At 68.0% G+C, this 26603-nt stretch carries 15 protein-coding genes; 7 read left to right on the top strand and 8 right to left on the bottom strand.

From position 1 onward, the window contains the following. Positions 1–75: 75 nt before the first annotated feature. The gene (gene treS, locus ASF08_RS23310) at positions 76–3333 is read left to right on the top strand and encodes a maltose alpha-D-glucosyltransferase (protein ID WP_056150060.1); all 3258 of its coding nucleotides are present in this window, start codon (positions 76–78) and stop codon (positions 3331–3333) included. Beyond that, positions 3334–5646, top strand: coding sequence for a 1,4-alpha-glucan branching protein GlgB (glgB, locus tag ASF08_RS23305; protein ID WP_056150057.1), 2313 nt, complete (start codon positions 3334–3336; stop codon positions 5644–5646). 306 nt (positions 5647–5952) lie between these two features. Here the strand turns inward: glgB and glgA are convergent, their stop codons facing one another. Continuing rightward, the gene (gene glgA / locus ASF08_RS23300; RefSeq protein ID WP_056150055.1) at positions 5953–7485 is read right to left on the bottom strand and encodes a glycogen synthase GlgA; all 1533 of its coding nucleotides are present in this window, start codon (positions 7483–7485) and stop codon (positions 5953–5955) included. A gap of 146 nt (positions 7486–7631) precedes the next feature. Next, positions 7632–9257 (bottom strand): alpha-amylase family glycosyl hydrolase, encoded by a 1626-nt coding sequence (locus ASF08_RS23295; protein WP_056150053.1) that lies wholly within the window; start codon positions 9255–9257, stop codon positions 7632–7634. Positions 9258–9575: 318 nt separating this feature from the next. Here ASF08_RS23295 and ASF08_RS23290 point away from each other — a divergent pair, with 318 nt between their 5' ends. Together ASF08_RS23290 and ASF08_RS23285 are read left to right on the top strand one after the other, a co-directional pair. Then, complete coding sequence (locus ASF08_RS23290; RefSeq protein ID WP_056150050.1) at positions 9576–12107, top strand: glycogen/starch/alpha-glucan phosphorylase; 2532 nt, start codon at positions 9576–9578, stop codon at positions 12105–12107. A gap of 185 nt (positions 12108–12292) precedes the next feature. Continuing rightward, positions 12293–12667 carry a VOC family protein gene (locus ASF08_RS23285; protein ID WP_056150048.1) on the top strand — a complete coding sequence of 125 codons (375 nt, stop codon included), beginning with the start codon at positions 12293–12295 and terminating at the stop codon, positions 12665–12667. 128 nt (positions 12668–12795) lie between these two features. On the opposite strand, the gene ASF08_RS23280 is transcribed toward ASF08_RS23285, so the two are convergent. Both ASF08_RS23280 and ASF08_RS23275 read right to left on the bottom strand, forming a co-directional pair. Continuing rightward, the gene (locus ASF08_RS23280; protein WP_056150045.1) at positions 12796–13212 is read right to left on the bottom strand and encodes a DUF779 domain-containing protein; all 417 of its coding nucleotides are present in this window, start codon (positions 13210–13212) and stop codon (positions 12796–12798) included. Positions 13213–13271: 59 nt separating this feature from the next. Then, positions 13272–15476 carry a 3-hydroxyacyl-CoA dehydrogenase NAD-binding domain-containing protein gene (locus ASF08_RS23275; RefSeq protein WP_056150038.1) on the bottom strand — a complete coding sequence of 735 codons (2205 nt, stop codon included), beginning with the start codon at positions 15474–15476 and terminating at the stop codon, positions 13272–13274. Positions 15477–15587: 111 nt separating this feature from the next. Between ASF08_RS23275 and ASF08_RS23270 the strand changes: the two genes are divergently transcribed. Further along, positions 15588–16376: an EAL domain-containing protein gene (locus ASF08_RS23270; protein ID WP_056150034.1), complete on the top strand. Its 789-nt coding sequence runs from the start codon at positions 15588–15590 to the stop codon at positions 16374–16376. Between the two features lie 125 nt (positions 16377–16501). Here ASF08_RS23270 and ASF08_RS23265 read toward each other — a convergent pair whose 3' ends face one another. The 3 genes from ASF08_RS23265 to ASF08_RS23255 form a co-directional block, all read right to left on the bottom strand. Next, the gene (locus tag ASF08_RS23265) at positions 16502–16990 is read right to left on the bottom strand and encodes a hypothetical protein (protein ID WP_018042186.1); all 489 of its coding nucleotides are present in this window, start codon (positions 16988–16990) and stop codon (positions 16502–16504) included. A gap of 101 nt (positions 16991–17091) precedes the next feature. After that, positions 17092–18300, bottom strand: coding sequence for an acetyl-CoA C-acetyltransferase (locus tag ASF08_RS23260; protein ID WP_056150031.1), 1209 nt, complete (start codon positions 18298–18300; stop codon positions 17092–17094). A 206-nt stretch (positions 18301–18506) separates the two neighbouring features. Next, a complete protein-coding gene (locus ASF08_RS23255; protein ID WP_056150029.1) occupies positions 18507–20294 on the bottom strand; it encodes an acyl-CoA dehydrogenase C-terminal domain-containing protein in 1788 nt (595 codons plus the stop codon). A 285-nt stretch (positions 20295–20579) separates the two neighbouring features. Here ASF08_RS23255 and ASF08_RS23250 point away from each other — a divergent pair, with 285 nt between their 5' ends. Both ASF08_RS23250 and ASF08_RS23245 read left to right on the top strand, forming a co-directional pair. Continuing rightward, positions 20580–24077, top strand: coding sequence for an SEL1-like repeat protein (locus tag ASF08_RS23250; RefSeq protein WP_244474613.1), 3498 nt, complete (start codon positions 20580–20582; stop codon positions 24075–24077). Between the two features lie 233 nt (positions 24078–24310). After that, positions 24311–24748 carry a DUF3429 domain-containing protein gene (locus ASF08_RS23245; protein ID WP_056150023.1) on the top strand — a complete coding sequence of 146 codons (438 nt, stop codon included), beginning with the start codon at positions 24311–24313 and terminating at the stop codon, positions 24746–24748. A gap of 4 nt (positions 24749–24752) precedes the next feature. Here the strand turns inward: ASF08_RS23245 and ASF08_RS23240 are convergent, their stop codons facing one another. Beyond that, positions 24753–26219: an FAD-dependent monooxygenase gene (locus tag ASF08_RS23240; RefSeq protein ID WP_056150021.1), complete on the bottom strand. Its 1467-nt coding sequence runs from the start codon at positions 26217–26219 to the stop codon at positions 24753–24755. Positions 26220–26603 lie beyond the last annotated feature (384 nt).

Here is a 26603-nt window from a genome sequence, read left to right as displayed (position 1 = left end):
ACCGTTCGCATCCGCGACCGGTGCCGCTGTGACGCCGAACACGCCCTTGAACCCGACGCATGAGGCAACGACGCGATGATCGATCGTAGCGATCCGCAATGGTACCGTGACGCCATCATCTATCAGATCCACGTCAAGTCGTTCTTCGACTCGAACAACGATGGGATCGGCGATTTCGAGGGCCTGACGCAGAAACTGGACTATGTGCGGGACCTCGGGGTCACCGCCATCTGGCTGATGCCGTTCTATCCGTCGCCCCTGCGCGACGATGGCTACGATATCGGCGACTACCGCGACGTGAACCCGTCCTACGGGACGATGGAGGAGTTCCGGAAGTTCGTGGAGGCCGCGCATGATCGTGGCCTGCGCGTCATCACCGAGCTCGTCATCAACCACACGTCGGACCAGCATCCCTGGTTCCAGCGCGCCCGCGAGGCGCCGGCCGGGTCGCCGGAGCGCGACTTCTACGTCTGGTCGGACACCGACACGCCGTATTCCGACACGCGCATCATCTTCCTCGACACCGAGACCTCGAACTGGACCTGGGACCCGGTCGCCAAGCAGTATTTCTGGCACCGGTTCTACAGCCACCAGCCGGATCTCAACTTCGACAACCCCGCCGTGCTGGAGGGCGTGATCGAGGTCATGCGCTACTGGCTCGACATGGGTGTCGACGGCCTGCGCCTCGACGCGATCCCCTACCTGATCGAGCGCGACGGCACGAATTGCGAGAACCTGCCGGAGACTCACACGGTCATCAAGGCGATCCGCGCCGCCCTCGACGCGAGCTATCCCGACCGCATGCTGCTGGCGGAGGCCAACCAGTGGCCGGAGGAGACCGCGCAGTATTTCGGCGACGGCGACGAATGCCACATGGCGTTCCACTTCCCGCTGATGCCGCGCATGTACATGGCGATCGCCCGCGAGGACCGGCACCCGATCACCGACATCATGCGGCAGACCCCGGAAATCCCCGAGGGCTGCCAATGGGCCATCTTCCTGCGCAACCACGACGAGCTCACCCTCGAAATGGTCACGGCGGAAGAGCGTGATTACCTCTGGTCGTTCTATGCCGCCGAGCGCCGCGCCCGCATCAATCTCGGCATCCGCCGCCGTCTCGCTCCGCTGCTGGAGAACGACCGCCGCAAGATCGAGCTGATGAAGTCCCTCGTCCTGTCGATGCCCGGCACGCCGGTGCTCTACTACGGCGACGAGATCGGCATGGGTGACAACATCTATCTCGGCGACCGCGACGGCGTGCGGACCCCGATGCAATGGTCCCCGGACCGCAACGGCGGATTCTCCCGCGCCAATCCGGCCAAGCTGTTCCTGCCCTCGGTGCAGGACCCGATCTACGGCTTCGACGCCATCAACGTCGAGGCGCAGACCCAGTCGCAGACGAGCCTGCTGAACTGGACGCGCCGCATGATCGCCATCCGCAACAACTCGGTCGCCCTCGGGCGCGGCGCCATGCAGTTCCTGTATCCCACCAACCGCAAGGTTCTGGCCTGGATCCGCGAGTTCGAGGGCGAGCGCGTCCTCTGCGTGGCCAACCTGTCGCGCGCGCCACAGGCCGTGCAGCTGGACCTGTCCGAGTTCCGCAGCGCCGTGCCGATCGAGCTTACCGGCGGTTCGGAATTCCCGGCCATCGGCGAGTTGCCCTACCTGCTGACCCTGCCGTCCTACGGGTTCTACTGGTTCTCCCTCAACGCCGCGAATGCCGGCGAGATCGGCCCGCAGCCGGAGACGCCCGAACTGTTCACCCTCGTCCTCACCGGCGGGGTCGAGACCCTCATGGCCGGGCGCGAGCGCACCGCCTTCGAGCGCACCGTGGCGCCGCGCTTCATCGGCAGCCGCCGTTGGTTCGGCGCCAAGGGCACCCGCATCAAGTCGGTCTCGGTGATCGACAGCGCCACCCTGAAGGATGCCGGCGGCGCCACCCGCTTCCTGCTGCCGCGCGTGGCGGTGCATCTCGCCAATGGCGAGCGCCAGGATTACTTCGTGCCCCTCGGTGTCGATGAGGGCCGCGAGGACGAGACGCTGCTGTCGCACGCGGTCGCCCGCGTCCGTCGCGGACCGCGCACGGGCCTCTTGTTCGGGGCCTCCGCCTCGCCCGCCTTCTCGGTCGCCCTGATCGACGGCATGCGCAACGGCGTCGAGCTGCCGACGGAGACCGGCAAGCTCGTCTTCTCCCATACCTCGGCCTTCGATCGCGACGTCGTCGTGGATCTGGCGGAAGTCCGCAGCCTGAACGCGGAGCAGAGCAACACCTCGATCGCCATCGGCTCGAAGATGATGCTCAAGCTCCTGCGCCGCATGCAGACGGGCGTCCATCCCGAGATCGAGGTCGGCCGGTTCCTCACCGAGCAGGCGGGCTTCGCCAACACCCCGGCTCTCCTCGGCGTCGTCGAGCACGTGGCCGAGGACGGGACGCGGACGGCGCTCGCCGTGCTCCAGGCCTTCGTGCCGAACCAGGGCGATGCCTGGACGCTCATGCTGGAAGGCTTACGTCGCGACTTCGACACCGTCGTGCTCGCGCCCGAAAGCGAGGCGCCGGACCCGACCGAAGCCTTCGCCCCGCATCTGCGCTGGGCCGAGCTCCTCGGCCGCCGCACCGCCGAGCTGCACAACGCCTTCGCCATCGAGACCGACGACCCGGCCTTCGCGCCCGAGCCGTTCACGCATGACGACCTGCGCGACCTCGGGGAGGACGCGCGCCGTCTGGGCGAGCGGGCGTTCCGCGCCCTCGACGCCCTGGCGGGACGCACCTCCAGCACGGCGATCACGGAGCTCGCCGGCCGCCGCCGCGAGGTCGAGCTTCTGATCGAGGACATGACGGCGCGTGCGCCGGTGGGGGCGACCAAGACCCGCATCCACGGCGATTTCCACCTCGGTCAGGTTCTCGCCTCCGAGAGCGATCTCATCATCATCGACTTCGAGGGCGAGCCCGCTCGCCCCGCCGACGAGCGCCGCGCCAAGTCGACGCCGCTGCGCGACGTCGCCGGGATGCTGCGCTCCTTCGCCTACGGCGCCGAGACCGTCACCCGCGAGATCGCGAGCCGGTTCGCGGATTCGGAAGGCCGCGCCCGCAGCGCGTCCATCGCCTGGCGCGGCATGATCGATGCCGCGTTCCTCGACGCCTACCGTGCCGTGGCCTCTACCAGCCGCGCCGCAGTGACGGACCCGGAGACCGAGACGCGGCTGCTGTCGCTCTCACTCCTGGCGAAGGCCCTCTACGAAGTCGATTACGAGGCCAATAACCGGCCGGATTGGATCGAAATCCCAGCCCGTGGGGTTCTCACAATTCTGGACGACACCAAGAGAGGCGTTTGAATGACGGATATCGACGAGAGCCTGGCGAAGACGTCCGAGCAGGAGCGGAAGCGGTCCGAACGGATCGCGGACCGCTCGGCCGCGTCGGGGAGTTCCCGCCAGGCCGATGCCGATACGTCGACCGTTCAGGGCGTCCATCCGGACGCGGTCGCCGCGGTGATGAGGGCGGATCACGGCGATCCGTTCTCCGTGCTCGGCCCTCACCAGATCGGCCCCGGCCTCTGGGAAGTGCGGGTCATCCTGCCCGAGGCGAAGTCGGCGACTCTTCTCACCGCCGGCAAGCGCATTCCGTTCGAGCGGCGCCACCAGGACGGGTTCTACGTCGCCCGCGTGCAGAGCGAGGGGCGTCCGCTCTACGAACTCGCGGTGGAGGGCTGGGACGGCACCGAGCGCACGCGCCACGACCCCTATAGCTTCGGCTCGTCGCTGCATCAGCAGGACATCGACAACCTGCGCGAGATCGGCAGCGACGTCACCTATCGGGTGCTCGGCGCCCAATCCATGGTGCTCGACGGCATCGACGGCTTCCGCTTCGCGGTCTGGGCGCCCAATGCCCGCCGGGTGAGCATCGTCGGCGATTTCAACGAGTGGGACGGTCGCCGCCACCCCATGCGGCTCTGGCAGACCGGCGGCATCTGGGAACTGTTCGTCCCGGGCCTGCGCGCCGGCGTCCACTACAAGTTCGAGATCCGCGGACCCGACGGGTCGCTCCTGCCGCTCAAGGCCGATCCCGTCGCCTTCGCAGCGCAGAAGCCGCCCGAGACCGCCTCCGTGCTCCAGGGCACGAACGCGCCCGTCTGGAGCGACGGCAAGTGGATGGCGACGCGGGGCGAGAAGGACCCTCGCCACACCGCCATCTCGATCTACGAGGTGCATCTCGGCTCCTGGGCGCGCGTCGCCGAGGAGGGCAACCGCTACCTGACCTACAAGGAGTTGGGCGAGCGCCTGATCCCCTACGTCAAGGAGATGGGCTTCACCCATATCGAGATGCTGCCGATCACGGAGTATCCGTTCGACGGCTCATGGGGCTACCAGCCGGTCTCGCTGTTCGCGCCGACGAGCCGCTTCGGCACGCCGGACGATTTCGCGGCCTTCGTCGACACGGCCCACGAGGCCGGCATCGGCGTGATGCTGGACTGGGTGCCGGGCCACTTCCCCCTCGACGCTCACGGCCTCGGCCAGTTCGACGGGACGCATCTCTATGAGCATGCCGACCCGCGCCAGGGATTCCACCAGGACTGGGGGACCTACATCTACAATTTCGGCCGCACGGAAGTGTCGAGCTTCCTCGCCGCCAATGCCCGGTTCTGGCTCGAGCATTATCATCTCGACGGTCTGCGCGTGGATGCCGTCGCCTCCATGCTCTACCTCGACTATTCGCGCCGGCAGGGCGAGTGGATCCCCAACCAGTACGGCGGTAACGAGAATCTCGACGCCATCAACTTCCTGCGCAAGACCAACGAGGCGACCTATAGCCACGCGCCGGGCACGATGACGATCGCCGAGGAATCCACCTCCTGGCCGGGCGTCTCCCACCCGACCTATACGGGCGGACTCGGCTTCGGCTTCAAGTGGAACATGGGGTGGATGCACGACACCCTGGAATTCATGTCGAAGCAGACGATCCATCGCCGCTATCACCACCACGACCTGACCTTCGGGCTGCTCTACGCCTTCTCCGAGAACTTCATCCTGCCGCTGTCGCATGACGAAGTCGTCCATGGAAAAGGCTCGCTGCTGGACAAGATGCCGGGCGACCGCTGGCAGAAATTCGCGAATCTGCGCGCCTATTTCGGCTACATGTGGGGCCATCCGGGCAAGAAGCTGCTCTTCATGGGCGGCGAGTTCGGCCAGCAGAAAGAGTGGAACCACAACCAGAGTCTCGACTGGCACCTGCTCGACGATCCTCTGCATCGCGGCGTGAAGGATCTCGTCCGCGACCTGAACCGCCTCTACACCTCGACGCCCGCCCTCCACGTGAGGGATTGCGAGGCCGCCGGTTTCCAGTGGCTGGTCTCCGACGACCAGGACAACAGCGTCATCGCCTGGGCGCGCAAGGGCACGAATCCGGGTGAGGTCGCCGTCGTCGTCTCTAACTTCACGCCGATTCCGCGTGACGGATACCGGATCGGCGTGCCGGAGGCCGGGTTCTACCGCGAGGCGATCAACTCGGATTCCGAGCGCTATGGCGGCTCGAACGTCGGCAATATGGGCGGCGTCCAGGCGGAGCCGGTGGAGAGCCACGGCCAGCCCTATTCGCTGGTTCTCGCAGCGCCGCCGCTCGGGACGATGATCTTCGTGCGCGAGGGCTGAGATCGGCCCGTGTCACCGGGATAGTATGAGAAAAGGCGCCGGTTCGATGAACCGGCGCCTTTTTTGTTTGAGTCTGTTTGATCGGATCGCTTAACCGGTGCTCTCGCCAAAGTAGAGCATCCCACCAGACCACCTCATCCTGAGGTGCCGGAGCGCAGCGGAGGCCTCGAAGGAGTACTCCAGTTCGCGCAGTGGCTTCTGGAACCCTCCTTCGAGGCCGCTACGCGGCACCTCAGGATGAGGTCGAGACTTGGACAGGCAACTCAAATCGGCTGTTCGGACGCTAAGATCGGTCGGATGCTGACCTTAGACCGTGCGGGCGCGAAGACCGCCGCCATTGCCCAGCGCGCGGGCGTAGAGCGCCGAGTAGTCCATGGCCGCGCCGTCCCAGGTGAAGGAGCGGGACATGGCGCGGCGGCGCATGGCGTTGAGGCGCTTCTTCTCGCCGAACGTGTCGAGGGCGCGGCGGACGGCGCCGAGGAACCCCTTCTGCGAGGCTTCGCCGAAGGTGAAGCCGGTCACGCCGTCCTCCACCGTGTCGGCGAGGCCGCCGGTGCGGCGCACGATCGGCAGCGAGCCGAAACGCTGGGCGTACATCTGCGCGAGGCCGCAGGGTTCGAAGCGCGAGGGCATCAGCAGGAAGTCGCTTCCGGCGAACATCCGCCGGGCTTCCTTCTCCTCGAACCCCACCTGGACCCCGACGGAATCCGGATGGCGGCGGGCGAGATCGCTCAACGCAGTCTCGAACCGGCGCTCGCCCTCGCCGATGACGACGATCTGGCCGCCCTCGGCCACGATGGTCTCGGCCGCGCTGAGGCTGAGGTCGATGCCCTTCTGGTGGACCAGGCGCGAGACGATGGCGAAGAGCGGGCCGCGCGAGACGGCGAGGCCGAAATGGCGGCGGACCGTCTCGGCATTGGCGCGCTTGCCCTTCCAGTCGTCGGCCTCGAAGCGGGTGGCGAGGTGCGGATCGGTGCGCGGGTCCCAGCTCTCGTCGATCCCGTTGAGGATGCCGGCCAGCCGCCCCTGTGCGGCGCGGGTGCGCAGGAGGCCGTCGAGGCCGCAGCCGGATTCCGGCATCATGATCTCGCGGGCATAGGTCTCGCTCACCGTGGTGACGTGCGAGGCGTAATAGATGCCGGCCTTGAGGAAGGAGAGATGCCCGTAGAACTCGCAGCCATCCATCTGGAAGGCCCCGTCCGGGATGCCGAGGCGACCGAGGGAATCGCTCGGGAACAGGCCCTGATAGGCGAGGTTGTGGATCGTCAGGACGCTGGGGACGCGCTGCCCGGTCCATTCGAGATAGGCGGGGGCGAGCGCCGTCTGCCAGTCGTTGAGGTGAAGCAGGTCGGCCGACCAGGACGGGTCGACCCCGCCGGTCAGTTCCGCAGCCGCGAGGCTGAGGCGCGCGAAGCGCAGGTCGTTATCGCGGAAATCCCCCTGCGCGTCGCCATAGGGCGTGCCGTCGCGCTGGTAGAGATCGGCGCTCAGGATGATGTAGACCTTGAGGCCGTCACCCGTCTCGATGAGCCCGAGATCGCAGGGCGGGATGCCGGCATGGCCGCGCAGATGGGCGACGACGGGGATGTGGTCGAACCGGTCCACCACCTGGCGATAGCCGGGAATGAGCACGCGGACGTCGTAATGGCGGCGCAGCGACCGGGGCAGGGCGCCGGCGACTTCGCCCAGACCGCCGGTCTTGACGAAATCCGCCATCTCCGGGGTCGCGTAGAGGATGCGCGGCTGGAGCGAGAGGCCCCGAATTACCTCGGCGTCGGCCGCGCCGGAGGCGAAAATCGGCGAGGCGAGGTCGGCACTGGAGGTGGTCGTCGCCGGCATATGATGGAGACCTCTAGGGCAGATCGTGCTCTTCGCGATGCACAACTCAAGCCACTGGGTCGGTTAATACTACGTTCAGTTTGCTGCGGCGCGGGGAAAATGTCGCGCCGCGATAGTTTTTTCGGCCTCCCTCGGCTCCGCCGCCTTCAGTCAGGGTGCCGGAGCAGGATCACGCCCTCGTTTCCGGCCATGTCGAGCACCTCCGAGGCGCCGATATCGGCTCGTCCGGGATGGGTGGAGAGGAGGACGCTCCAGCCTGATTCGCCCACCAGCGGGAACCGGACCGGCCAGCCCGAGAAGTTCAGTACGATCCGCACGGTCTCGCCGGCCTCCACCCTCTCATAGGCGAGGACGTGTTCGAGCCCGTCCGTATCGAGCCGGCGGTAGCTTCCCACCGCCAGGGCCGGATAGGCGCGGCGGAGATGCAGGAGCCTCCGGTAGAGTGTGAGGATCGAGGTGGAATCGTCGCGCAGGGCCTCGACATGCCGCCTGTCCCGGTCGGCGCTCAAGGGCAACCAGGGTTCGGCCTCGCTGAAGCCGGCATGCTCTGTGTCGTCCCACTGCATCGGGGTCCGTTCCGGGTCGCGGCCATGGCCCGGTTCGTTGAAGCCCCAGGGGTCTCGCATCCGCTCCGGCGGGATCTCCACATGGGCGAGGCCGATCTCGTCGCCGTAATAGACCGTGGGCGTGCCGCGTAAGGTGAGGAGGAGGATCGCCGCGATCCTGGCCTGCGCCTCGCCGATCCGTGCGGCGATGCGGGGCTGGTCGTGGTTGCCCAGCACCCAGTTCGGCCAGCCGCCGGGGGGCAGCGCCTCCTCGTACTCGTCCACCAGGGCCGCCACGGCATCGGCCTGCCACGGGGTCTGGATCAGCTGGAAGTTGAACGGCAGGTCGACGCCGGTCAGACCGGGGCCGTAATAAGCCACCAGCCGCTCGATCGGCAGGTAGATCTCGCCGATAAGCACTCGGTCGTCGTAACCGTCCAGCACGCGGCGCATGCCGGCGATGATGTCGAACACTTCCGGGCGGTCGGCGGAATAGACCTGATCGAACCGGTTGATCTCCGGCTGTTCAGGGTTGAAGGCGGGGTTCGCCGGATTGTCGCGAAAGCCCTCGTCCTTCATCAGGTGCCAGATCACGTCGACGCGGAACCCGTCGATCCCCCGGTCGAGCCAGAAACGCAGGACGTCGTGCATCGCTTCCCGCACCGCCGGGTTGCGCCAGTTCAGGTCGGGCTGCTGGCTCAGGAACGCGTGGTAGTAATATTGGCCGCTGGCCTCGTCGAAGGTCCAGGCCGGGCCGCCGAAATTGCTCAGCCAGTTGTTGGGCGGCCCGCCATCCGGCGCCGGATCGCGCCAGATGTACCAGTCCCGCCGCGGATTCTCGCGCGAGGCGCGGCTCTCGGTGAACCACGGATGCGCGATGGAAGAGTGGTTCGGCACGAAGTCGAGGATGACCCTGAGCCGGCGGGCATGGGCCTCCGCGATCAGCGCGTCGAGGTCGGCGAGGCTGCCGAAGAGCGGGTCGACGCCGCAATAATCGGCGACGTCGTAGCCGTAATCCGCCATGGGCGAGGGATAGATCGGCGAGATCCAGACGGCGTCGACGCCGAGCCAGGCGAGATAGTCGAGCCGGCGCGTGATGCCGGGAAGATCGCCCACACCGTCGCCATTGGTGTCCTGGAACGAACGCGGATAGACCTGATAGACGGTCCCCCGCTTCCACCAGACGGCTTTCGCCAGATCCGGAACAGTCGTCTCGCCTGACGTCATCCGTCCCCCGATTCATACCCCGATGCCGGTCACAGCCTAGCCTGTGGCGGAGCACCAAGCGACCCCGCCCCGGGCCTCCTTCCCGCTGCCGCGCCAGCGCGCTTCCGCCGCATTCATGAAACCTTCAGCGCTAAATGGTCTCATTCCCGCACGGTTTGGATGGGAGACAGGCGAATCGCGGGGACCGGTCACCGCCAGCGGGATCGGTCGATCCCGGAAGTCCGACCTGTCCATAGCGACGCCGCCGCACGGTCACCGCCGGAAGAAGCGGGTGCCGAACAGCGCTCTGCGGCAGCGACACTGAGGGGGAATGAGACCATGCTGAACGAAATCCTGGCCGCCACCGCTCGGAGCGAGGACATCGGCACGCGTACCGCCGCCGGAGACGCCCCGGCCCGGCCGGGCTGGACCGCTCCGGCCAAGCCCGCCTCCGGCGACCCCGTGGCGGATCTGCGCGAAGCGATCCTCGCCAAGCTCGCCTATGCCATCGGCAAGACCCCCGAGACCGCCCGCGAGCGCGACTGGTTCGCCGCCACCGCCCTGGCCCTGCGCGACCGGATCGTCGATGCCTGCATGGACGGCAGGTCCACCAGCATCCCCAACAAGCGCGTCTATTACCTCTCCCTCGAATTCCTCATCGGCCGACTCCTGTCCGACGCCATGAACAATCTCGGCCTCGTGGAAACGACCCGCCGGGCCTTGCGCGACCTCGGCATCGATCTCGGCGACGTCGAGGCGGCCGAACCGGATGCGGCGCTCGGCAATGGCGGCCTCGGGCGTCTCGCCGCCTGTTTCATGGAGAGCATGGCGAGCCTGTCGATCCCCGCCATCGGCTACGGCATCCGCTACGATCACGGCCTGTTCAAGCAATCCCTGGAGGATGGCTGGCAGAAGGAGGCGCCGGAAACCTGGCTCGCCGAGGGCAATCCCTGGGAATTCGTGCGGCCCGAGGCGACCTACACGATCGGCTTCGGCGGTCACGTCACCATGTCGGCGATCTCGGACGGCGTGATCCGTCGGCACTGGCACCCGGCCGAGACCGTTCGGGCCGTGGCCCATGACGTCCCCGTGGTCGGCTGGCGCGGTAAGCACGTCAACACCCTGCGGCTCTGGAAGGCGGAGGCGAACTCGCCCCTCGAACTCGCGCAGTTCAACGGCGGCGACCATGTGGGCGCGGTGGCCGCCCGGTCCAAGGTCGAGGCGATCTCGCGGGTGCTCTATCCGAGCGATTCCTCGGAGAGCGGCCAGGAACTTCGACTGCGCCAGGAATACTTCTTCACCTCGGCCTCGCTGCAGGACCTCGTCTCCCGGCACGTGGCCGAGCGCGGCGATCTCCGCTCGCTGCCCGACCATGCCGCGATCCAGCTCAACGACACCCACCCGGCCATTGCCGTGCCGGAGCTGATGCGCATCCTCCTCGAGGATCACGGCCTCGCCTGGGAGGATGCCTGGCACATCACCACCCATACCCTGAGCTATACCAACCACACCCTCCTGCCCGAGGCGCTGGAGACATGGCCGGTGGAGCTCATGGAGCGGCTACTGCCGCGCCACATGCAGATCATCTACCTGATCAACTGGATGCATCTCGAAGAGCAGGGACGCCACGGCAGGGCCGATGCGGCGCAGCTCGCCTCGGTCTCGCTCATCGACGAGGCCAACGGTAAGCGCGTGCGGATGGGCCATCTCGCCTTCCTCGGCGCCCGCCGGGTGAACGGCGTCTCGGCGCTCCACACCGACCTGATGCGCTCCACGGTGTTCAAGGACCTCCACGCCCTCGACACCGACAAGATCGTCAACAAGACCAACGGGATCACCTTCCGGCGCTGGTTCCACAACTGCAACCCGGAGCTGACGAAGCTCGCCGTGGAGGTGGTGGGCGAGCGCGTCCTCGACGAGCCCGAGGCGCTGCTGGGGCTGGCCGATTACGCCGCCGATTCCGCCTTCCAGGCCCGCTACGCCGCCATGCGCACATCCCGGAAGGAGGCGCTGGCCAAGGTGGTAGCCGAGAATACCGGCATCGTCGTCGATCCCTCGGCCCTGTTCGACACCCAGATCAAGCGTATCCACGAATACAAGCGCCAGCTCCTCAACGTGATCGAGACTGTGGCTTTGTATCAGGCGATCAAGGCCGAGCCGCACAAGGACTGGACGCCGCGCGTCAAGATCTTCGGCGGAAAGGCCGCGCCGAGCTACGTCCAGGCCAAGCTCATCATCAAGCTCGCCTGCGATGTGGCCAAGCTCGTCAACAGTGATCCGGACGTTGCCGGCCGGCTCAAGGTGGTGTTCCTGCCGAATTACCGCGTCAGCCTCGCCGAGGCGATCATCCCCGGCTCCGACCTATCGGAGCAGATCTCCACCGCCGGCATGGAGGCGTCGGGCACCGGCAACATGAAGCTGGCGCTGAACGGCGCCCTCACCGTGGGCACACTCGACGGCGCCAATATCGAGATCCGCGACCATGTGGGGGCGGACAACATCTTCATCTTCGGCCTCGACGCGGCCGGAGTTCAGAAGCGGGCGGCCGAGCCGGATTACGCCGCCCGGGCCATCGCGGCCTCGCCGCGCCTTTCCGCCGCCCTCGACTTCATCGAGGCGGGCGGGTTCTCGCCTGAGGAGCGCGGCCGCTTCCAGCCGATCGTGGACGATTTGCGCCACAACGACCGCTACCTGCTCACCGTCGATTTCGACGATTACTGGCGCGTCCAGCGGGAGATCGACGCCGCCTGGATCGACAAGGCCAGCTGGTGGAAGAAAGCCATCCTCAACACCGCCCGGATGGCCTGGTTCTCCTCCGACCGCTCCATGCGCGAATACGCCGACGACATCTGGCGGGTGAAGGTGGGGTGAGCCGAGAGGTTCGTCCTTTATCTTCCGCAAGGCGGTCGAAAACCGACGACCCGGCTTCCATCCCGGAGCATCAGGGATTGGGAGCCGTAGTTCTGCGAAAGCCGGATGCGCGTTCGCAGACGGACTGGACTCGGCTCCAGGCTCGACCGCCGTTATCTCGTGCCGCCCCTTTCCGGAGAGACTCGATGTTCACGCACGTGATGATCGGCAGCAACGACCTGGAGCGGGCCCGAGCCTTCTACGATGCGACCTTCGTCGCATTGGGGGCCGAGCCCGGCGAGATGGATGCCAGAGGCAGGCTCATCTATTCCCATGAGGGCGGTCGGCTGATGATCACGACACCCATCGACGGCAAGCCCGCAACCGCGGCCAACGGCGGAACGGTCGGTATCGCCGCTGCGAGCCGCGACCATGTTCTCGCCTGGCATCAGGCCGGCACCGAGCGTGGGGGCAGCGCAATCGAGAGCGCTCCCTCTCAGCGTCCGAACGGCGCCTTCGTCGCCTACCTTCGTGATCCCGATGGCAACAAGCTCACCGCACGGACCGTGCCTGCGAAGTGAGGACAATCGTGGCCGCTTGGGTGGAGGCGCGGGCTGATGCCCGGGCGCAGACCCATGGGCCGTCGCAACCGTGCGCGACATCTGTCGTGCATCTCACGTCCAGACCAGCCGTGGGCGCCGCCTCCCGATCAGATCCGGCAAGCGCCTTCGAGCGCCGTGTTCTCCGCATCCGTAAAAATCCGCGAGCGGATGAGGAAGCGCTTGTCGCGGCCGTTCTCCAGGGAGAACATGCCGCCTCGGCCGGGCACCACGTCGAGGATCAGGTGGGTGTGCTTCCAGACCTGGAACTGCGGGCGGCTGATCCAGAAATCCGCGCCGGCCACCCGGCCGAGATGGACATCGCTGTCGCCGGTGAGGAAGTCGCCCACCGGGTAGCACATGGGCGAGGACCCGTCGCAGCACCCGCCCGATTGGTGGAACATCACCGGCCCGTGCTCGGCGCGCAATTCCTCAATCAGGGCGATGGCGGCCGGTGTCGCCGTGACCCGCAGGGGCGTTCCGTCGGCGCCGACCTGATCGGCGGTGGTCGCTTCGGTCGTGCTCATGGAACGCTCCCTCCCGTCATGTGACCCCGGCAGGGGATGTCCCGAGCCGGAATGTTCGTTCACGCCGCCTTCTTGGCTGCGGCCTCGCCGTAGAAAGTGCCGCCGGCCTCCGCCATGCGCAGGAGGTTCTCCGGCACCGCGAAGCGCGCCCCGTGCCTGGCCTCGAGACCCTGGGCCAGGGCCACGAACGCTTTCGCACCCATGAAGTCGATGTAGGACAGGGCGCCGCCGGTGAAAGGGGCGAAGCCGAAGCCGAGGATGGAGCCCACATCGGCCTCGCGCGGATCCGTGATCACGCCTTCGCCCACGGTGCGGGCAGCCTCCAGCGCCTGGACCACCAGTAGCCGCTGCTTCAGCTCGGTGAAATCGACGTCGTCGGGGTCGATCCGCGTCGCCTGGAGCTCCGACAATCCGGGCCAGAGCTTCTTCGAGGCGCCGTCCGGATAGTCGTAGAAGCCTTTCCGGTTCTTGCGCCCGAGCCGGCCCTCGCCCTCCACCAGGGTGGTGAGCAGAGCCTTCTGGGCGGGGTCGATCGCCTCGGCGCCGAGCTGCGCTTCGGTGGCCTTGACGATCTTCAGGGCGAGGTCGACGGCCACCTCGTCGGTGAGGGAGAGGGGCCCCACCGGCATCCCGGCCTGGCGGCCGGCATTCTCGATCATGGCGGCGGGGATGCCCTCGATGAGCATCTTGTGACCCTCGTAAAGATAGGCGCCGACGCAGCGATTGGCGAAGAAGCCACGGCTGTCGTTGACGACGATGGGCGTCTTCTTGATCGCGCGGACGTAGTCGAGGGCGGTGGCGAGCGCCGCGTCCCCGGTCTCCTCGCCCTTGATGATCTCGACGAGCATCATCTTCTCCACCGGCGAGAAGAAGTGGATGCCCACAAAATTGCCCGCGCGCCGGGACGCCTTGGCGAGGCCCGAGATCGGCAGGGTCGAGGTGTTGGAGGCGAAGATCACGTCCTCGCCGATCACCGCCTCCACCTTGGCGATGACCTCGGCCTTCACCTTGGGATCTTCGAACACCGCCTCGATCACGAGATCACAGGATGACAGGTCGGCGTAATCGGCGCTGGTGGTGATGCGCGCGAGCAGCGCCTCGCGGTCGGCGGTCTTGGCGCGACCCTTGTTGATCTGGTCGGTGACGAGCTTGTGGGCGTAGGCCTTGCCCTTCTCGGCGGCGTCCGTGGACTGGTCGAGGAGGATCACCTCCATCCCCGCATTGGCGGTGACGTAGGCGACCCCGGCCCCCATGAAGCCGGCGCCGACGACGCCCACCCGCTTCACGCTGGTCTTGGCGATCTCCTTCGGCCGGCGCGCGCCTTTGTTCAGCTCGCCCATGGAGATGAACAGCGTGCGGATCATCGCCGCCGCCTCCTTGGAGCGCAGGATCTTGGCGAAGTACCGGCTCTCGACCCGCAGGGCGAGGTCCATCGGCAGTTGCAGGCCCTCGTAGACCGAGGCGAGGATGGCCTTGGCCGCCGGGTAATTGTCGTGGGTCTCGCGGCGGTAGATCGCGTTGGCCGGGGGCCAGATCATCATGCCGGCGGGCGAATAGACCTTGCCCGAGGGTGCCTTGAACTTCGGCTGGTCCCAGGGGGCCACGGGCGAGCCGCCGGCCCTGATCCAGGCCTTGGCCTTCTCCACGATCTCGTCTTTCGGCGCGACCTCGTGGACGAGGCCCATGTTCTTGGCCATGAGCGGGCGGATCTGCTCGCCCTTGAACAACATCTGCAGGGCGTCACCGGTCTGCATCAGGCGGGGGACGCGCTGGGTCCCGCCCGCGCCGGGGAACAGCCCGACCTTGATCTCGGGCAGGCCGACGCGGGTCTTCGGATCGTCGGACAGCACCCGGTGGTGACAGGAAAGCGAAAGCTCGAAGGCGCCGCCGAGGCAGATGCCATTCACCGCCGCCGCGAAGGGCTTGCCGCAGGTCTCCAACTTGCGGAAGACCAGGGTGAGCTTGCGCGATTCCTCGAAGAAGTGGCGCATGGCCTCCTCCTCGCCCTTCTCGGCTTTCAGCGTCTCGTAAGCCTGTCCGAGACCCTGCAGCATGGTCAGGTCGGCGCCGCCGGAGAAGTTGTCCTTGCCCGAGGTGATGACGCAGCCCTTCACGGCCGGATCGGCCACCACGGCGTCGATGACCTGATGCAGGTCGCTCATCACCCCTTCGGTGAAGACGTTCATCGAGCGGCCGGGCATGTCCCAGGTCGCGAGCGCGATACCGTCGGAATCGACCTCGAAGCTGAAATTCGTGAGATTCATGTCTGATCCTTGTGGGGTCGGCTTGAGGCGTGAGGCTATTAAGACGTTTTAAAAATTTGGGCTGGATAAAGAATCCCAGGATCGAAAAGGTGGAACGAGGAAACTTATCGAATGTTGGCGCGAAACGTCTGCCAGGGATGCCGCGACGGCGCCGATCTCGACTTTACGTTTACCATGGCGTTCCAACCCATCCTCGATCTCGACGCTCAGCGCGTGTGGGGATACGAGGCGCTGGTGCGCGGCCCCGAAGGCCAGTCCGCCGCCTCCATCCTCGATCGCGTCACCGAGACGACGGTCTATCGCTTCGATCAGGCCGCGCGGGTGCGTGCCATCGAGCTGGCCGGCCGGCTGTTCCCCGTCGACGACGAGACCAAGCTGTCCATCAACTTCATGCCGAACGCGGTCTACGAGCCGGCGGCCTGCATCCGCTCCTCGCTGGAGGCGGCGCGCCGGGCCGGATTCGCACATGACCGGATCATGTTCGAGTTCACCGAGAACGAGAAGTTCCGGGACATCGACCATGTGAAGCGCATCGTCGCCGAATATCGCAAGCAGGGCTTTCTCACCGCACTGGACGATTTCGGCGCGGGCTTCGCCGGCCTCAACCTCCTGGCGAACTTCCGTCCCGACCTGATCAAGATCGACATGGAACTCCTGCGCGGCATCGACACGGACAAGGGCCGTCAGATCATCACGGCGGGGATCATCTCCATCGCGCGCCAGCTCGGCGTCTCGGTCATCGCGGAAGGTGTCGAGACGCGGGGCGAACTCGAGACCCTGCGCGAGCTCGGGGCAACGCTGTTCCAAGGCTATCATTTCGCCCGCCCCCAACTCGAAGCCCTCCCGAGTGTCGCCGGATTCGAGGCACGGGAGCCGCGCCTCGCCGCCCTGGCGTCATAGCGCTCTTCCCGGAACGCCCGTCGCGTCGCTGTGCCTGCAAGTTCGTGTCGTCGGTCTCATGCAGGGCCGCCCCAGGCGGTGCGGCCCTGCCGTCGATCCTCCGCTGGATCGACCTCAATCGGGTTTTACTTGGCCGGCGCCGTTCCGGGCAGCGGCGGTGCGCCCGCCGGCCTGTCGCCGGCCGAGGCGATGGCCAGCATGTTCAGGATCTTGGTGACCGCGCCCTGCGAGATCACCGTGACCGTCGAGGCCGGGTCCGAATTGATCGCCTGGAACTTCTGGTAGATCTTGTCGTCGTAGATGCCGCTGAGGTGCTTGAGCTCGTCGAGATTGAACTTCTCGGCATAGGCCTTCGACAATCCTTCGATCATCACCTCGCGCTGCTTGTCGAACTCGGCGCGGACCTCCTTGCGGATGGCCTCGGCCTTGTCCTCGGGCATCGGCTGCACGGTCTTTTCCAGGGCGCCGGTGAAGCCGGTTTCGAGGTTCTTGATCAGGGTCTTCTGAACCAGATCCTTGGCGACCGCGACGCGGTCGGCGGCGTCGTCCGCATGGGCGGCGAACGGCGCGCAGAGCGCGGTCGTCAGCATCAGGGTCGCGAGAAGGCGTGTCATCGTGGCGTGTCTCCCGGTGTTTATGATTGCGCCGCCGGCATCGGCGGCGGGAGTGCGCCGTTTAGCAGCGTTCCGAAGGGTTTGGGAGGGATAGCGCCCCATCACACCCGCTCGATGATCGTGGCGGTGCCCATGCCGGCGCCGATGCAGAGGGTGACGAGGGCGCGCTCCTTGCCGGTGCGCTCCAGCTCGTCGAGCACCGTGCCGAGGATCATCGCGCCGGTGGCGCCCAGCGGATGGCCCATGGCGATGGCGCCGCCATTGACGTTCACCTCGGACGGGTTGAGCCCGAAGGCCTGGCAGAAGCGCAGGACCACGGCGGCGAAGGCCTCGTTAACCTCGAACAGGTCGATATCGGCGACGGTCATGCCGGCACGCGCCAGCACCTTCTTCGTCACGTCCACCGGGCCGGTGAGCATCAGCGCCGGGTCCGAGCCGATATTGGCGAAGGCGCGGATGCGGGCGCGCGGCTTGAGGCCGGCCTTCTCGCCCGCCTCTTTCGAGCCCACCAGCACGGCGGCGGCCCCATCGACGATGCCGGACGAATTGCCGGCGTGATGCACGTGGTTCACCGTCTCCACGTCGGGATGCGCGTCGATCGCCACGGCGTCGAAGCCGCCCATCTGGCCCATCTGGACGAAGGAGGCCTTCAGCCCGGCCAGCGACTGCATGTCGGTGGAGGGACGCATGTGCTCGTCGGTGTCGAGCAAGGTGATGCCGTTGACGTCGCGCACCGGCACGACGGACTTGCCGAACAGCCCGTCGGCCCAGGATTTCGCCGAGCGCTTCTGCGACTCCACCGCATAGGCGTCGCAATCGTCGCGGGAGAAGCCGTATTTCGTGGCGATGAGGTCGGCCGAGACGCCCTGCGGCATGAACCACGACTTGATCGCGATGGCCGGGTCCACCGGCCAGGCCCCGCCCGAGGCGCCCAGACCGACGCGGCTCATGGATTCGACGCCGCCGCCGATGGTGAGGTCGTGCTGGCCGGCCATGATTTGGGCCGCGGCGAAGTTCACCGCGTCGAGGCCGGAGGCGCAGAAGCGGTTGATCTGCACGCCGGGCACGTGGTCGCCGTAATCGGCCACCAGGGCCGCCGCGCGGGCGATGTCGCCGCCGGCCTCGCCGACGGGATCGACGCAGCCGAGGATGACGTCGTCCACCTGCCGCGTGTCGAGCTCGTTGCGCTCCTTGAGGGCGCGCAGGGCCGTCTCGGCGAGGCGCAGGGCCGTCACCTCGTGCAGCGCGCCATCCGGCTTGCCGCGGCCCCGCGGCGTGCGGACGTGATCGTAGATGAAGGCCTCGGGCATATGCGCTTCCCTGTTGTCCGCTCCTGCGGAGCGACGGCTTTCAAAGTCTGCTCTCGGTCTCACCGTCATTCCGGGGCCGCGAAGCGGAGCCCGGAATCCAGATCCGCGAACACATCCAAGATTTATCGCGTCGGCGGTTCTGGATTCCGGGCTCGCTCTGCGAGCGCCCCGGAATGACGTGGTGAGCTGAAAGTCTGTCGTCCGCTCTAAAACGCCTCGGCGCCGAGCGCCATGGTCGTCTCGGCCCCGGCCTTGATCCGCACCAGCCGCAGGGCGGTCTCGGGCAGCGTCCGCTCCATGTAGAACCGGCCGGTGACGAGCTTGTCGTCCATCTCCGGCGACGGGCCCTGGGCGATGCGGGCCAGCGCCGCCTTGGCGATCCGGGCCCACATGTAGCCCATGGCGACGAGGCCGAGGAGGTGCATGTAGTCGGTGGCGCCGGCCCCGGCATTGTCCGGCTTGGAGAAGGCGTTCTGCATGAACCACATGGTGGCGCCCTGGAGGTCGTTCAGGCCGGCCTGGAGCGGCGCGGTGAACGGGGCCATGCCCTCCACCTCGGCATGGTCCTTGATGAAGGTCTGGACCTCGGCGAGGAAGCCCATCATCGCCCGGCCGCCATCCTTGGGCAGCTTGCGGCCGATGAGGTCCATGGCCTGGATGCCGTTGGCGCCCTCGTAGATCATGGCGATGCGGGCATCGCGCACGAATTGCGACATGCCCCATTCCTCGATGTAGCCGTGGCCGCCGAAGAGCTGCTGGGCCGCCACCGCGTTGTCGAACCCCTTGTCCGTGAGCACGCCTTTCACCACCGGGGTCATGAGGCCCATATGGTCCTCGGCCTTCTGGCGCTCGGCCGCGTCGTCGGAGCGATGGCCGATATCCGCCTGAAGCGCGGTCCACAGCACCAGCGCGCGGGCGGCCTCGTTGAAGGCGCGGATGCCCATGAGGGTCCGGCGCACGTCCGGGTGGACGATGATCGGGTCGGCGACCTTGTCCGGGGCCTTGGCGCCGGTGAGGGCGCGGCCCTGGAGCCGGTCCTTCGCGTAGGCCACGGCGTTCTGGTAGGCGACCTCCGACTGGGCGAGACCCTGGACGCCCACCGCGAGGCGCGCCTCGTTCATCATCACGAACATCGCGTTGAGACCGCGGTTCTCCTGGCCGACGAGCCAGCCCTTCGCGCCGTCGTAGTTCATGACGCAGGTGGAATTGCCGTGGATGCCCATCTTGTGTTCGAGGGAACCGCAGGAGACGCCGTTCCGCTCGCCCACCGAGCCATCCGCGTTGACGAGGAATTTCGGCACCACGAATAGCGAGATGCCCTTGGTGCCGGCCGGCGCACCCTCGATCCGGGCGATGACGAGATGGACGATGTTCTCCGACAGGTCGTGCTCGCCGGCCGAGATGAAGATCTTGGTGCCGGTGAGGCTGTAGGAGCCGTCGCCGTTCGGCACGGCCTTGGTCTTGAGGAGCCCGAGATCCGTGCCGCAATGGGGCTCGGTGAGGTTCATCGTGCCGGTCCAGGCACCCTCGACCATCTTCGGCAGGTAGGTCGCCTTCTGTTCCTCGGAGCCGTGGACGAGGAGGGCGGCCATCGCCCCCTGCGTCAGGCCCGGATACATCGTCAGCGCCAGATTGGCCGACGACGCGAATTCGGAGATCGCGGTGTTGATCGTGTGCGGCAGGCCCTGGCCGCCATATTCCTCCGGCACGGAAATGCCCATCCAGCCGCCCGCCGCATAAGCGGCGTAGCCGGCCTTGAACCCGTCCGGCGTGGTGACGCTGCCGTCGGCGTGCCGGGTACAGCCCTGCCTGTCGCCGATGGCGTTGAGGGGGGTCAGCACCTCTTCGGCGAGCTTGGCGCCCTCGGTGAGCACGGCCTGGATCAGGTCGGGCGACGCATCGGAGAACCCGCGCAGGTTGTTGCGGCCGTGGAACGCGAAGACGTCGTCGAGGAGAAACCGAACGTTCTCCACAGGTGCCCGGTACGTCGGCATGTCGTCTGTCCTCCACCCGTTCGACCGCGTGCTCGATTCGGCCCGGAGGCCACGGCGCGCTTGATGGTTCACATATAAACTATCGAGCCCGGGAGGGGAAGGGGGGGCGCCTTCCGGCGCCTTTCCCGAGAGATATGATCAGTTTGGCACAGGGCTTAACCCGCTGTTTACCAAGAGTATCAAATGTCGTGGGCAATCGATCCGTTTGCCTGCCGCTGCGACACCCCCACGTTGCACAACGACACGTCGGATTGGGTCACGGACCTCGCTGCCCCGGGTTTGACGATGAAACGCAACGCGACGCTGAACCTGGAAGAGTTCGACCCGGAAGTCCTCGACGCCGCGCGCGACGTGGCGCGCCGCGCCGGCGTGCCGGTGGAAGCCTGGATCGCGTCCATCGTCTCGCCGGATCAGAAGCCCAAGGCGCGCCGTTCCCGCACCTCCTCGTCCACGCACCATCCGGCCCGGCCCCGCCCGGAGGGGCAGGTCCCGTCGCCGGTGCCGCCCGCCCCGGTGGAGACCGCCGCCGTTCCCGAACCCTCACCGGTCGTCGAGGCCGCCGCCGCTCCCGAATCCTCCCCGGAGGCCGAGCCCGCCGCCGAGATCGCCGCCGTCACCGAAGTCGCGGCCGTCACCGAAGTTACTGCCCCCGCCGAAGTCGCTGCCACCGCCGAAGTCGCTGCCGTCGCATCGGACCCGGTCGAGCCGTTCACGAACTCGATTGCCGAGATGATGCGGCGTCTCGACCGGATCGACCACAAGATCGGTCAGGACCAGCAGGCCTCGCAACAGGCGGCGAGCCGGACGATCGAGGAGATCGAGGCCCGGATCAGCACCGTGCTCGATGCCGGCCTGTCCCCGGCCGCGCAGATGGCCGAGCGCCTGGGCCAGATCGAGCGCCGCATGGTCGAGCTCGGCGAGCAGCTGGCGTCCCCGCGGCCGATCGGCCGGCGCGGCCGTCCGGCGGAGGCCGAGATCCGCGACGCCGTCGCCGAGATCCGCCAGCGCCAGCGCGAACTCGATTCCGACGGGACGCCCGCCCAGGGCAAGGCGAGCGGTGCCGCTCTCCGGATGCCGTCTCCCGCCATTTCCGAATTGCAGGCCGAGACGAGCCGCCTGCGCGAATCGATCGGCGGCCTCGCCACGGGTCGCGACGTCGGCGCCCTCGAACAGGCCATGCGCTCCCTCGTCACCGGGGTCCAGCGCGCCCAGGAGCCGGCCGACCTCGCCGCCATCGCGGCCCCCATCGAGTTGATCCGCGTTCAGGTCACCCGTCTCGCCGACGACGTGGCCGAGAACGTCCATGCCCGCGTCGCCAATGACGTGGAGCGCCTCGCGGCGAAGGTCGACGGCGCGCTCAGCAACAGCACGCCGGGCTTCGCCGACGGCGACGAGCTCGGCAACCTATTCCGCGAGCTCGACGAGATCCGCCGCCTGATCGCCGCCCTGGCCGGGCCGGAGCGGATCCAGAGCCTCGCGCAGGGTCTCCAGGCCATCAGCGCCCAGATCACCGAGCTGCAGGGCGGCGTCGGCGGCGACGGCTCCAACATGGCCGAGCTGCGGCCCCTGCTCGAAGAGATCCGCACCGGATTGCGGACCCCGCAATCGGGGGGGATCGAGGAACAGATCCAGGCGATGGGCGCCAAGCTCGACGCCCTGCGTGACGGTGCCTCCGGCGGCGGCGGCAATTCGGACGCGATCATCGTGCGCATCGACGCCCTGGCCGACAAGGTCGAGCGGGCGAGCGTCAATCCCGTCGGCGACCTGATCGGCCGCCTCGAAGACCTGGGCGAGACCCTGCGCCGGCCGGTGATTCCCGGCGGCGACCTCGCCTCGATCCACGGCATGCTCCACGACCTCGCCGAGAAGCTCGACCGTGTGGGCGGCCCCGTCGGGCCGCGCGCCGAGGGGCTGGATGCCCTGGAAAAGCAGGTCCTGGCGCTCGCCAGCCGCATCGACACGCGGGACGCCGACCCGGCCCTCGCGGGGCTCGAGCGGACGATGTCCGACCTCCTGGCCCAGGTCTCGGCCCTGCGCGACGAAGCACCGATCGAGGCCGCCGTGGAGCGGGCGGCGCGCAACGCCGTCGCCGAGAGCATCGGGACCACCGGCGATACCGGCGAACTCGAACTACTCAAGGCCAGCCTCGCCGACCTTCGCATGCACCAGGCCGCCTCCGAGCAGCGGATGCAGGCGACCCTCGACGGTGTCCATTCGACCCTGCACAAGCTCGTCGGCCAGCTCGGCGCCTTGGCGGAGGGCGGAGCGCTCCCCACCAACCACGCCTGGTCGACCCATGACCTCGCCGAGCGCCTCGCGGTCGCCACCGGCCGCGTGGACGAGCGTGCGCCGATGCAGAGCGGAATCGGCGTTCGGCGCCCCGAAGCCCTGCGGGTGAGCCCCACGACGCAATCCTTCGAACTCGGCCATGTGACGGACCTGCCGCTGGAGCCCGGCACCCGGCGTCCGAACCCGGATCGTCCCGCCGACGCCACGACGGATGCCGCCGCGCCGACCGAGAGCGACATCAAGACGAGCTTCATCGCCGCCGCCCGGCGCGCAGCGCAGGCGGCGCAGAACGAGGCGGCCGAGGCTGCCCGCTCGCCCGGGATGCGCGGTCGGTCTTCACCCGACAACGCCGCGGAAGCCCCCGTCCCCGGGAGGGGCGCGCGGCTGCGCGCCGAACTCGACAAGCGCCGCAAGCCGCTGCTCCTCGGCCTCGCCGCCATCGTCCTGGCACTCGGAGCGCTGCAGGCCATCAACACCCGCCGTGGCGGCGCCGACGCGTCCGCGCCGCAGCTCGCCGCCACGACGGCGGCTCCGGCCGAACCGTCCGAGAGCCCGGCCAAGGCCTCCACCGCCGCGACGGCCGGCACCTCTCCGGCCAGCGCTTCTCCGGCCGGCGCGGAAACGACCGCTCGGCCCGACCCCGAGACCACCCAGTCGATCTCCGACGTCGCGCCGCCACCGACCGCCCCGGCGACGGCTCCGGCCGAAGCCGCATCTCGGCCGCTCCAGCGCGCCGTGCCGAAGGTCGCCGCGCTGCACGACCTTGCCGGCGATCTCGGCGCCGTGCCCACCGGTCTGGCACAGCTTCGCAAGGCCGCCCTCGACGGCGACGGCGCCTCCGTCTACGACCTCGCCGCCCGCGCCCTCGAAGGGCGCGGCATGCCGCGCGATTTCGCCGTGGCGGCAAAGCTGTTCGAGGCCCTGGCCGGTGCCGGCTACGCCCCGGCGCAGTACAAGCTCGGCGGCCTCTACGAGAAGGGCTCCGGGGTGGTGCGCGACCTCTCCCAGGCCAAGCTCTGGTACGGGCGTGCGGCGGAGCAGGGCCATGCCCGCTCCATGCACAACCTCGCCGTGGTCTATGCCGAGAACCCCGCCGCGAACGGCAAGCCGGACTACACCACGGCCTCGCAATGGTTCCGGCGCGGCGCCGAATACGGCATGCGCGACAGCCAGTACAACCTCGCCGTCCTGTACGCGCGCGGCCTCGGTGTGCAGCAGGATCTCGTCCAGTCCTACCTCTGGTTCTCCGCCGCCGCCGCCCAGGGCGACGACGATGCGGGCCGGAAGCGCGACGACGTCGCCGCGAAGCTCTCGCCGAAGGATCTCGTCACGGCGCAGAGCCTGAGCACCGCCTTCAAACCGAAGGCGGCGCTCCCGGCCGTGAACGAGCCCCCCGCGCCGACCGGAACCGGGGTGGACGGATCGATGAGCCTGATCGGCGCTCCGCCCCCCGCCGCGCCGGTGCCGGCGCCGCGCCGCAGCACGGGCGCATGACAGGGACCGCGCATGACAGGGACCGCGCGTGATAGCGACGCGCATGGCCGCTAAGAACGCGGCGCCGCAGCGAAACGGCGTTTCGTAACAACAGCTTGTCCGGGTTTTGGCGAGGCGCCAGCACGTTGGCGGCGTGGCGTCCGGTCGGCGTTCCGGGCCGTCGCAACCGTGTATATGATCGAGATCGATGCGATCCTGCCTCCCGGATCGCGGATAACGGAGCCGGAGATTTGATGGCGCGTGTGACGCCCATACCGACGTCAGCCCTCGTTCTCGGCGTCGCCGGCCTCATTCCCTTTCTGGGTTTCGCGGTTCTCTCCCTCAGCGGCAGCGATGGCGGCCTCGGCAATGTCGGCCTGGCCCCGCGCACCATCCTCTCCACCTACGGCGCGGTCATCGCCTCGTTCCTCGGCGGCATCCGCTGGGGGGCTGCCGCTTCCGGCGGTGCGGGCGGGCGCGACTACGTCATCGCCATCCTGCCGTCCCTCATCGCCTGGGCGGCGCTCGCCTGTCCCGTTCCGTGGGACCTGCGGGTGCTCGGCCTCCTCGTCCTCGGCTGGGGCATCGTCGATCTCGACCTCGTCCGGCGCGGACTCGTTCCGAGCTGGCTCGGGCGCCTGCGGCTCGTCCTGTCGGTGGTGGCCGGCTGCGCCCTGCTGATCGCGGCGTGAGGGTTCAGGGCCGGTCCGGGCCCAGCCGGGCGAGATAGTCCCCGGCTTCCTCCCAGGACTCGGCCGTGCCGGAAAAGCCGACATAGCCGTCGGGCCGCACGAGGATCAGCCTGTCGCCGTCGGGCGGGCGTCGCGGCGTCGGCTCGACGAGGGCGGGAAACCGCGCGGCGAAGGCGGCGCCTCGTTCCGAATCCGCCGCATAGAGGAGGAAGAGCGGCACCGATCCGGAACCGGGGGGCTTTCCGTCATCCTGCGCCGGTGCCCAGCGCATCCCGGCCTGCGGGCCGCGCGACAGCGGGCTGTCGGCATAGGCGATTCCCACCTCGCTCATCGTGGTCGCCATCTTGTCCTGCACGGCATGGAAGCCGAGCATGAACCGGAGCGCGAGGTTGCGCAGTCCCTGCGCCACGGGGTTCGACAGGGTCGCCATGTCGGTGAGCCGGCCGGCATTGCGCAAAACCATGTCGCCGACGGCGTTGCGCTCGGGGCTGTAGCTGTCGAGGAGCGAGGGCGCGGCCTGCTCCCGCTCCACCATCGCCAGTTTCCAGGCGAGGTTGATGGCGTCCTGCATCCCGGTATTCATGCCCTGGCCACCGGCCGGGCTGTGGATATGCGCCGCGTCGCCGGCCAGGACCGCGCGCCCCTGCGCATATTGCGAGACCTTGCGCTCGTTGATGCGGAAATGCGTGAGCCAGACCGGATCGACGACACGGAAGCCGCCCGCGCGCCGGTCCGTCAGGGCCTGTACCGCGTCGAGGGTCGGGTCCGGACGCGGATGCGCCGGATCGGTCTTGCCGACCTGCGCGATCACCCGCGCGCGGCCGCCGGGGATCGGGAAGACGACGAGCGGCCCGTCCCGGTGGAGATAGGTCGCGATCTCGTCGCCGGGCGGTGCGCCGTCGCCCTCCAGGCGAATGTCGGCCAGAAGCCAGTCGTCCCCCTGGGCCTCTCCCTCGAAGGCGAGATCAAGGCCGTGCCGCACTTTGCTGTGCGCGCCGTCGCAGCCGATGAGCCAGGATGTCGACATGGTCTCCTCCGCACCGTCCGCGTGGCGCAGCGTCGCCTCGACGTGGCCGTCGCCCGTCACTAAGCTCACGAGTTCCACCTCGCGCTCCACTGCTACGCCGAAGGTGGCGAGATGCTCGATCAGCAGGCGCTCGGTCTCCCGCTGCGGGATCATGAGGGCGAAGTTGTAGGCGCTGGCGACGGTGTCGAACCGGATATGGCCGAGGATGCTGCCGGCGCTGCGCAGGGTCGCCCCGTGGGCGCGTAGGCCGGCGTCGAGGAAAGCCTGCCTGCACCCCATCCGGTCCATGAGTTCGAGGGTGCGCGCCCAGACCACGAGGGCCTTCGAGGTCTGCGTCGGCTGCGGGCTCTTGTCGATCAGGCGGAGGCCGATGCCGTATCGGGCGAGTTCGGCGGCGAGGGTGAGGCCGACCGGGCCGGCCCCGACGATGAGCGCGTGAAGCATGACCGTGCCCTGGCTCCGCTGCGATTCGCATTCGCCACCACTGTATCGGCATTCCGGGCTGGGGGCAGCGACGGAGACGAAGACGACCGCGTGGTGGCTTCCGATCGGCTACGGATTGGCGTCCCTGAGTGCAGCCCTGCTGTTCTCGTTCGCCCTCGACCGGCCGCTTGCCTGACCGAAACGCGACCTCATCCTGAGGCGCCGCGTGAGCGGCCTCGAAGGAGCCCTCCAGGACGCGCCGAGCGAACTGGAGCCCTCCTTCGAGGCCTCCGCTGCGCTGCGGCGCCTCAGGATGAGGGGGTCGGTTGGGATGGTCCATACTCCCCGGGTCGTCGACCCATGAACCCGATCAACGACGCCCTTAGATCGGAGAGTACCCCCATG

The sequence above is a fragment of the Methylobacterium sp. Leaf85 genome (genome assembly GCF_001422125.1).
In the GTDB taxonomy this organism is placed as follows: Bacteria; Pseudomonadota; Alphaproteobacteria; order Rhizobiales; family Beijerinckiaceae; genus Methylobacterium; species Methylobacterium bullatum.
Note: the sequence above shows the minus strand (reverse complement) of the source record. Positions and strands in the feature narration are given on the sequence as shown.

Bases quoted from the DNA above. Each gene is read 5' to 3' on its own strand.
- glgB (WP_056150057.1), top strand. From the start codon at position 3,334: ATGACGGATATCGACGAGAGCCTGGCGAAGACGTCCGAGCAGGAGCGG.
- ASF08_RS23280 (WP_056150045.1), bottom strand. From the start codon at position 13,212: ATGAGCACGACCGAAGCGACCACCGCCGATCAGGTCGGCGCCGACGGA.
- ASF08_RS23255 (WP_056150029.1), bottom strand. From the start codon at position 20,294: ATGCCGACGTACCGGGCACCTGTGGAGAACGTTCGGTTTCTCCTCGAC.
- ASF08_RS23270 (WP_056150034.1), top strand. From the start codon at position 15,588: ATGTTGGCGCGAAACGTCTGCCAGGGATGCCGCGACGGCGCCGATCTC.
- treS (WP_056150060.1), top strand. From the start codon at position 76: ATGATCGATCGTAGCGATCCGCAATGGTACCGTGACGCCATCATCTAT.
- ASF08_RS23250 (WP_244474613.1), top strand. From the start codon at position 20,580: ATGAAACGCAACGCGACGCTGAACCTGGAAGAGTTCGACCCGGAAGTC.
- ASF08_RS23295 (WP_056150053.1), bottom strand. From the start codon at position 9,257: ATGACGTCAGGCGAGACGACTGTTCCGGATCTGGCGAAAGCCGTCTGG.
- ASF08_RS23275 (WP_056150038.1), bottom strand. From the start codon at position 15,476: ATGAATCTCACGAATTTCAGCTTCGAGGTCGATTCCGACGGTATCGCG.
- ASF08_RS23260 (WP_056150031.1), bottom strand. From the start codon at position 18,300: ATGCCCGAGGCCTTCATCTACGATCACGTCCGCACGCCGCGGGGCCGC.
- glgA (WP_056150055.1), bottom strand. From the start codon at position 7,485: ATGCCGGCGACGACCACCTCCAGTGCCGACCTCGCCTCGCCGATTTTC.
- ASF08_RS23265 (WP_018042186.1), bottom strand. From the start codon at position 16,990: ATGACACGCCTTCTCGCGACCCTGATGCTGACGACCGCGCTCTGCGCG.
- ASF08_RS23245 (WP_056150023.1), top strand. From the start codon at position 24,311: ATGGCGCGTGTGACGCCCATACCGACGTCAGCCCTCGTTCTCGGCGTC.
- ASF08_RS23240 (WP_056150021.1), bottom strand. From the start codon at position 26,219: ATGCTTCACGCGCTCATCGTCGGGGCCGGCCCGGTCGGCCTCACCCTC.
- ASF08_RS23290 (WP_056150050.1), top strand. From the start codon at position 9,576: ATGCTGAACGAAATCCTGGCCGCCACCGCTCGGAGCGAGGACATCGGC.
- ASF08_RS23285 (WP_056150048.1), top strand. From the start codon at position 12,293: ATGTTCACGCACGTGATGATCGGCAGCAACGACCTGGAGCGGGCCCGA.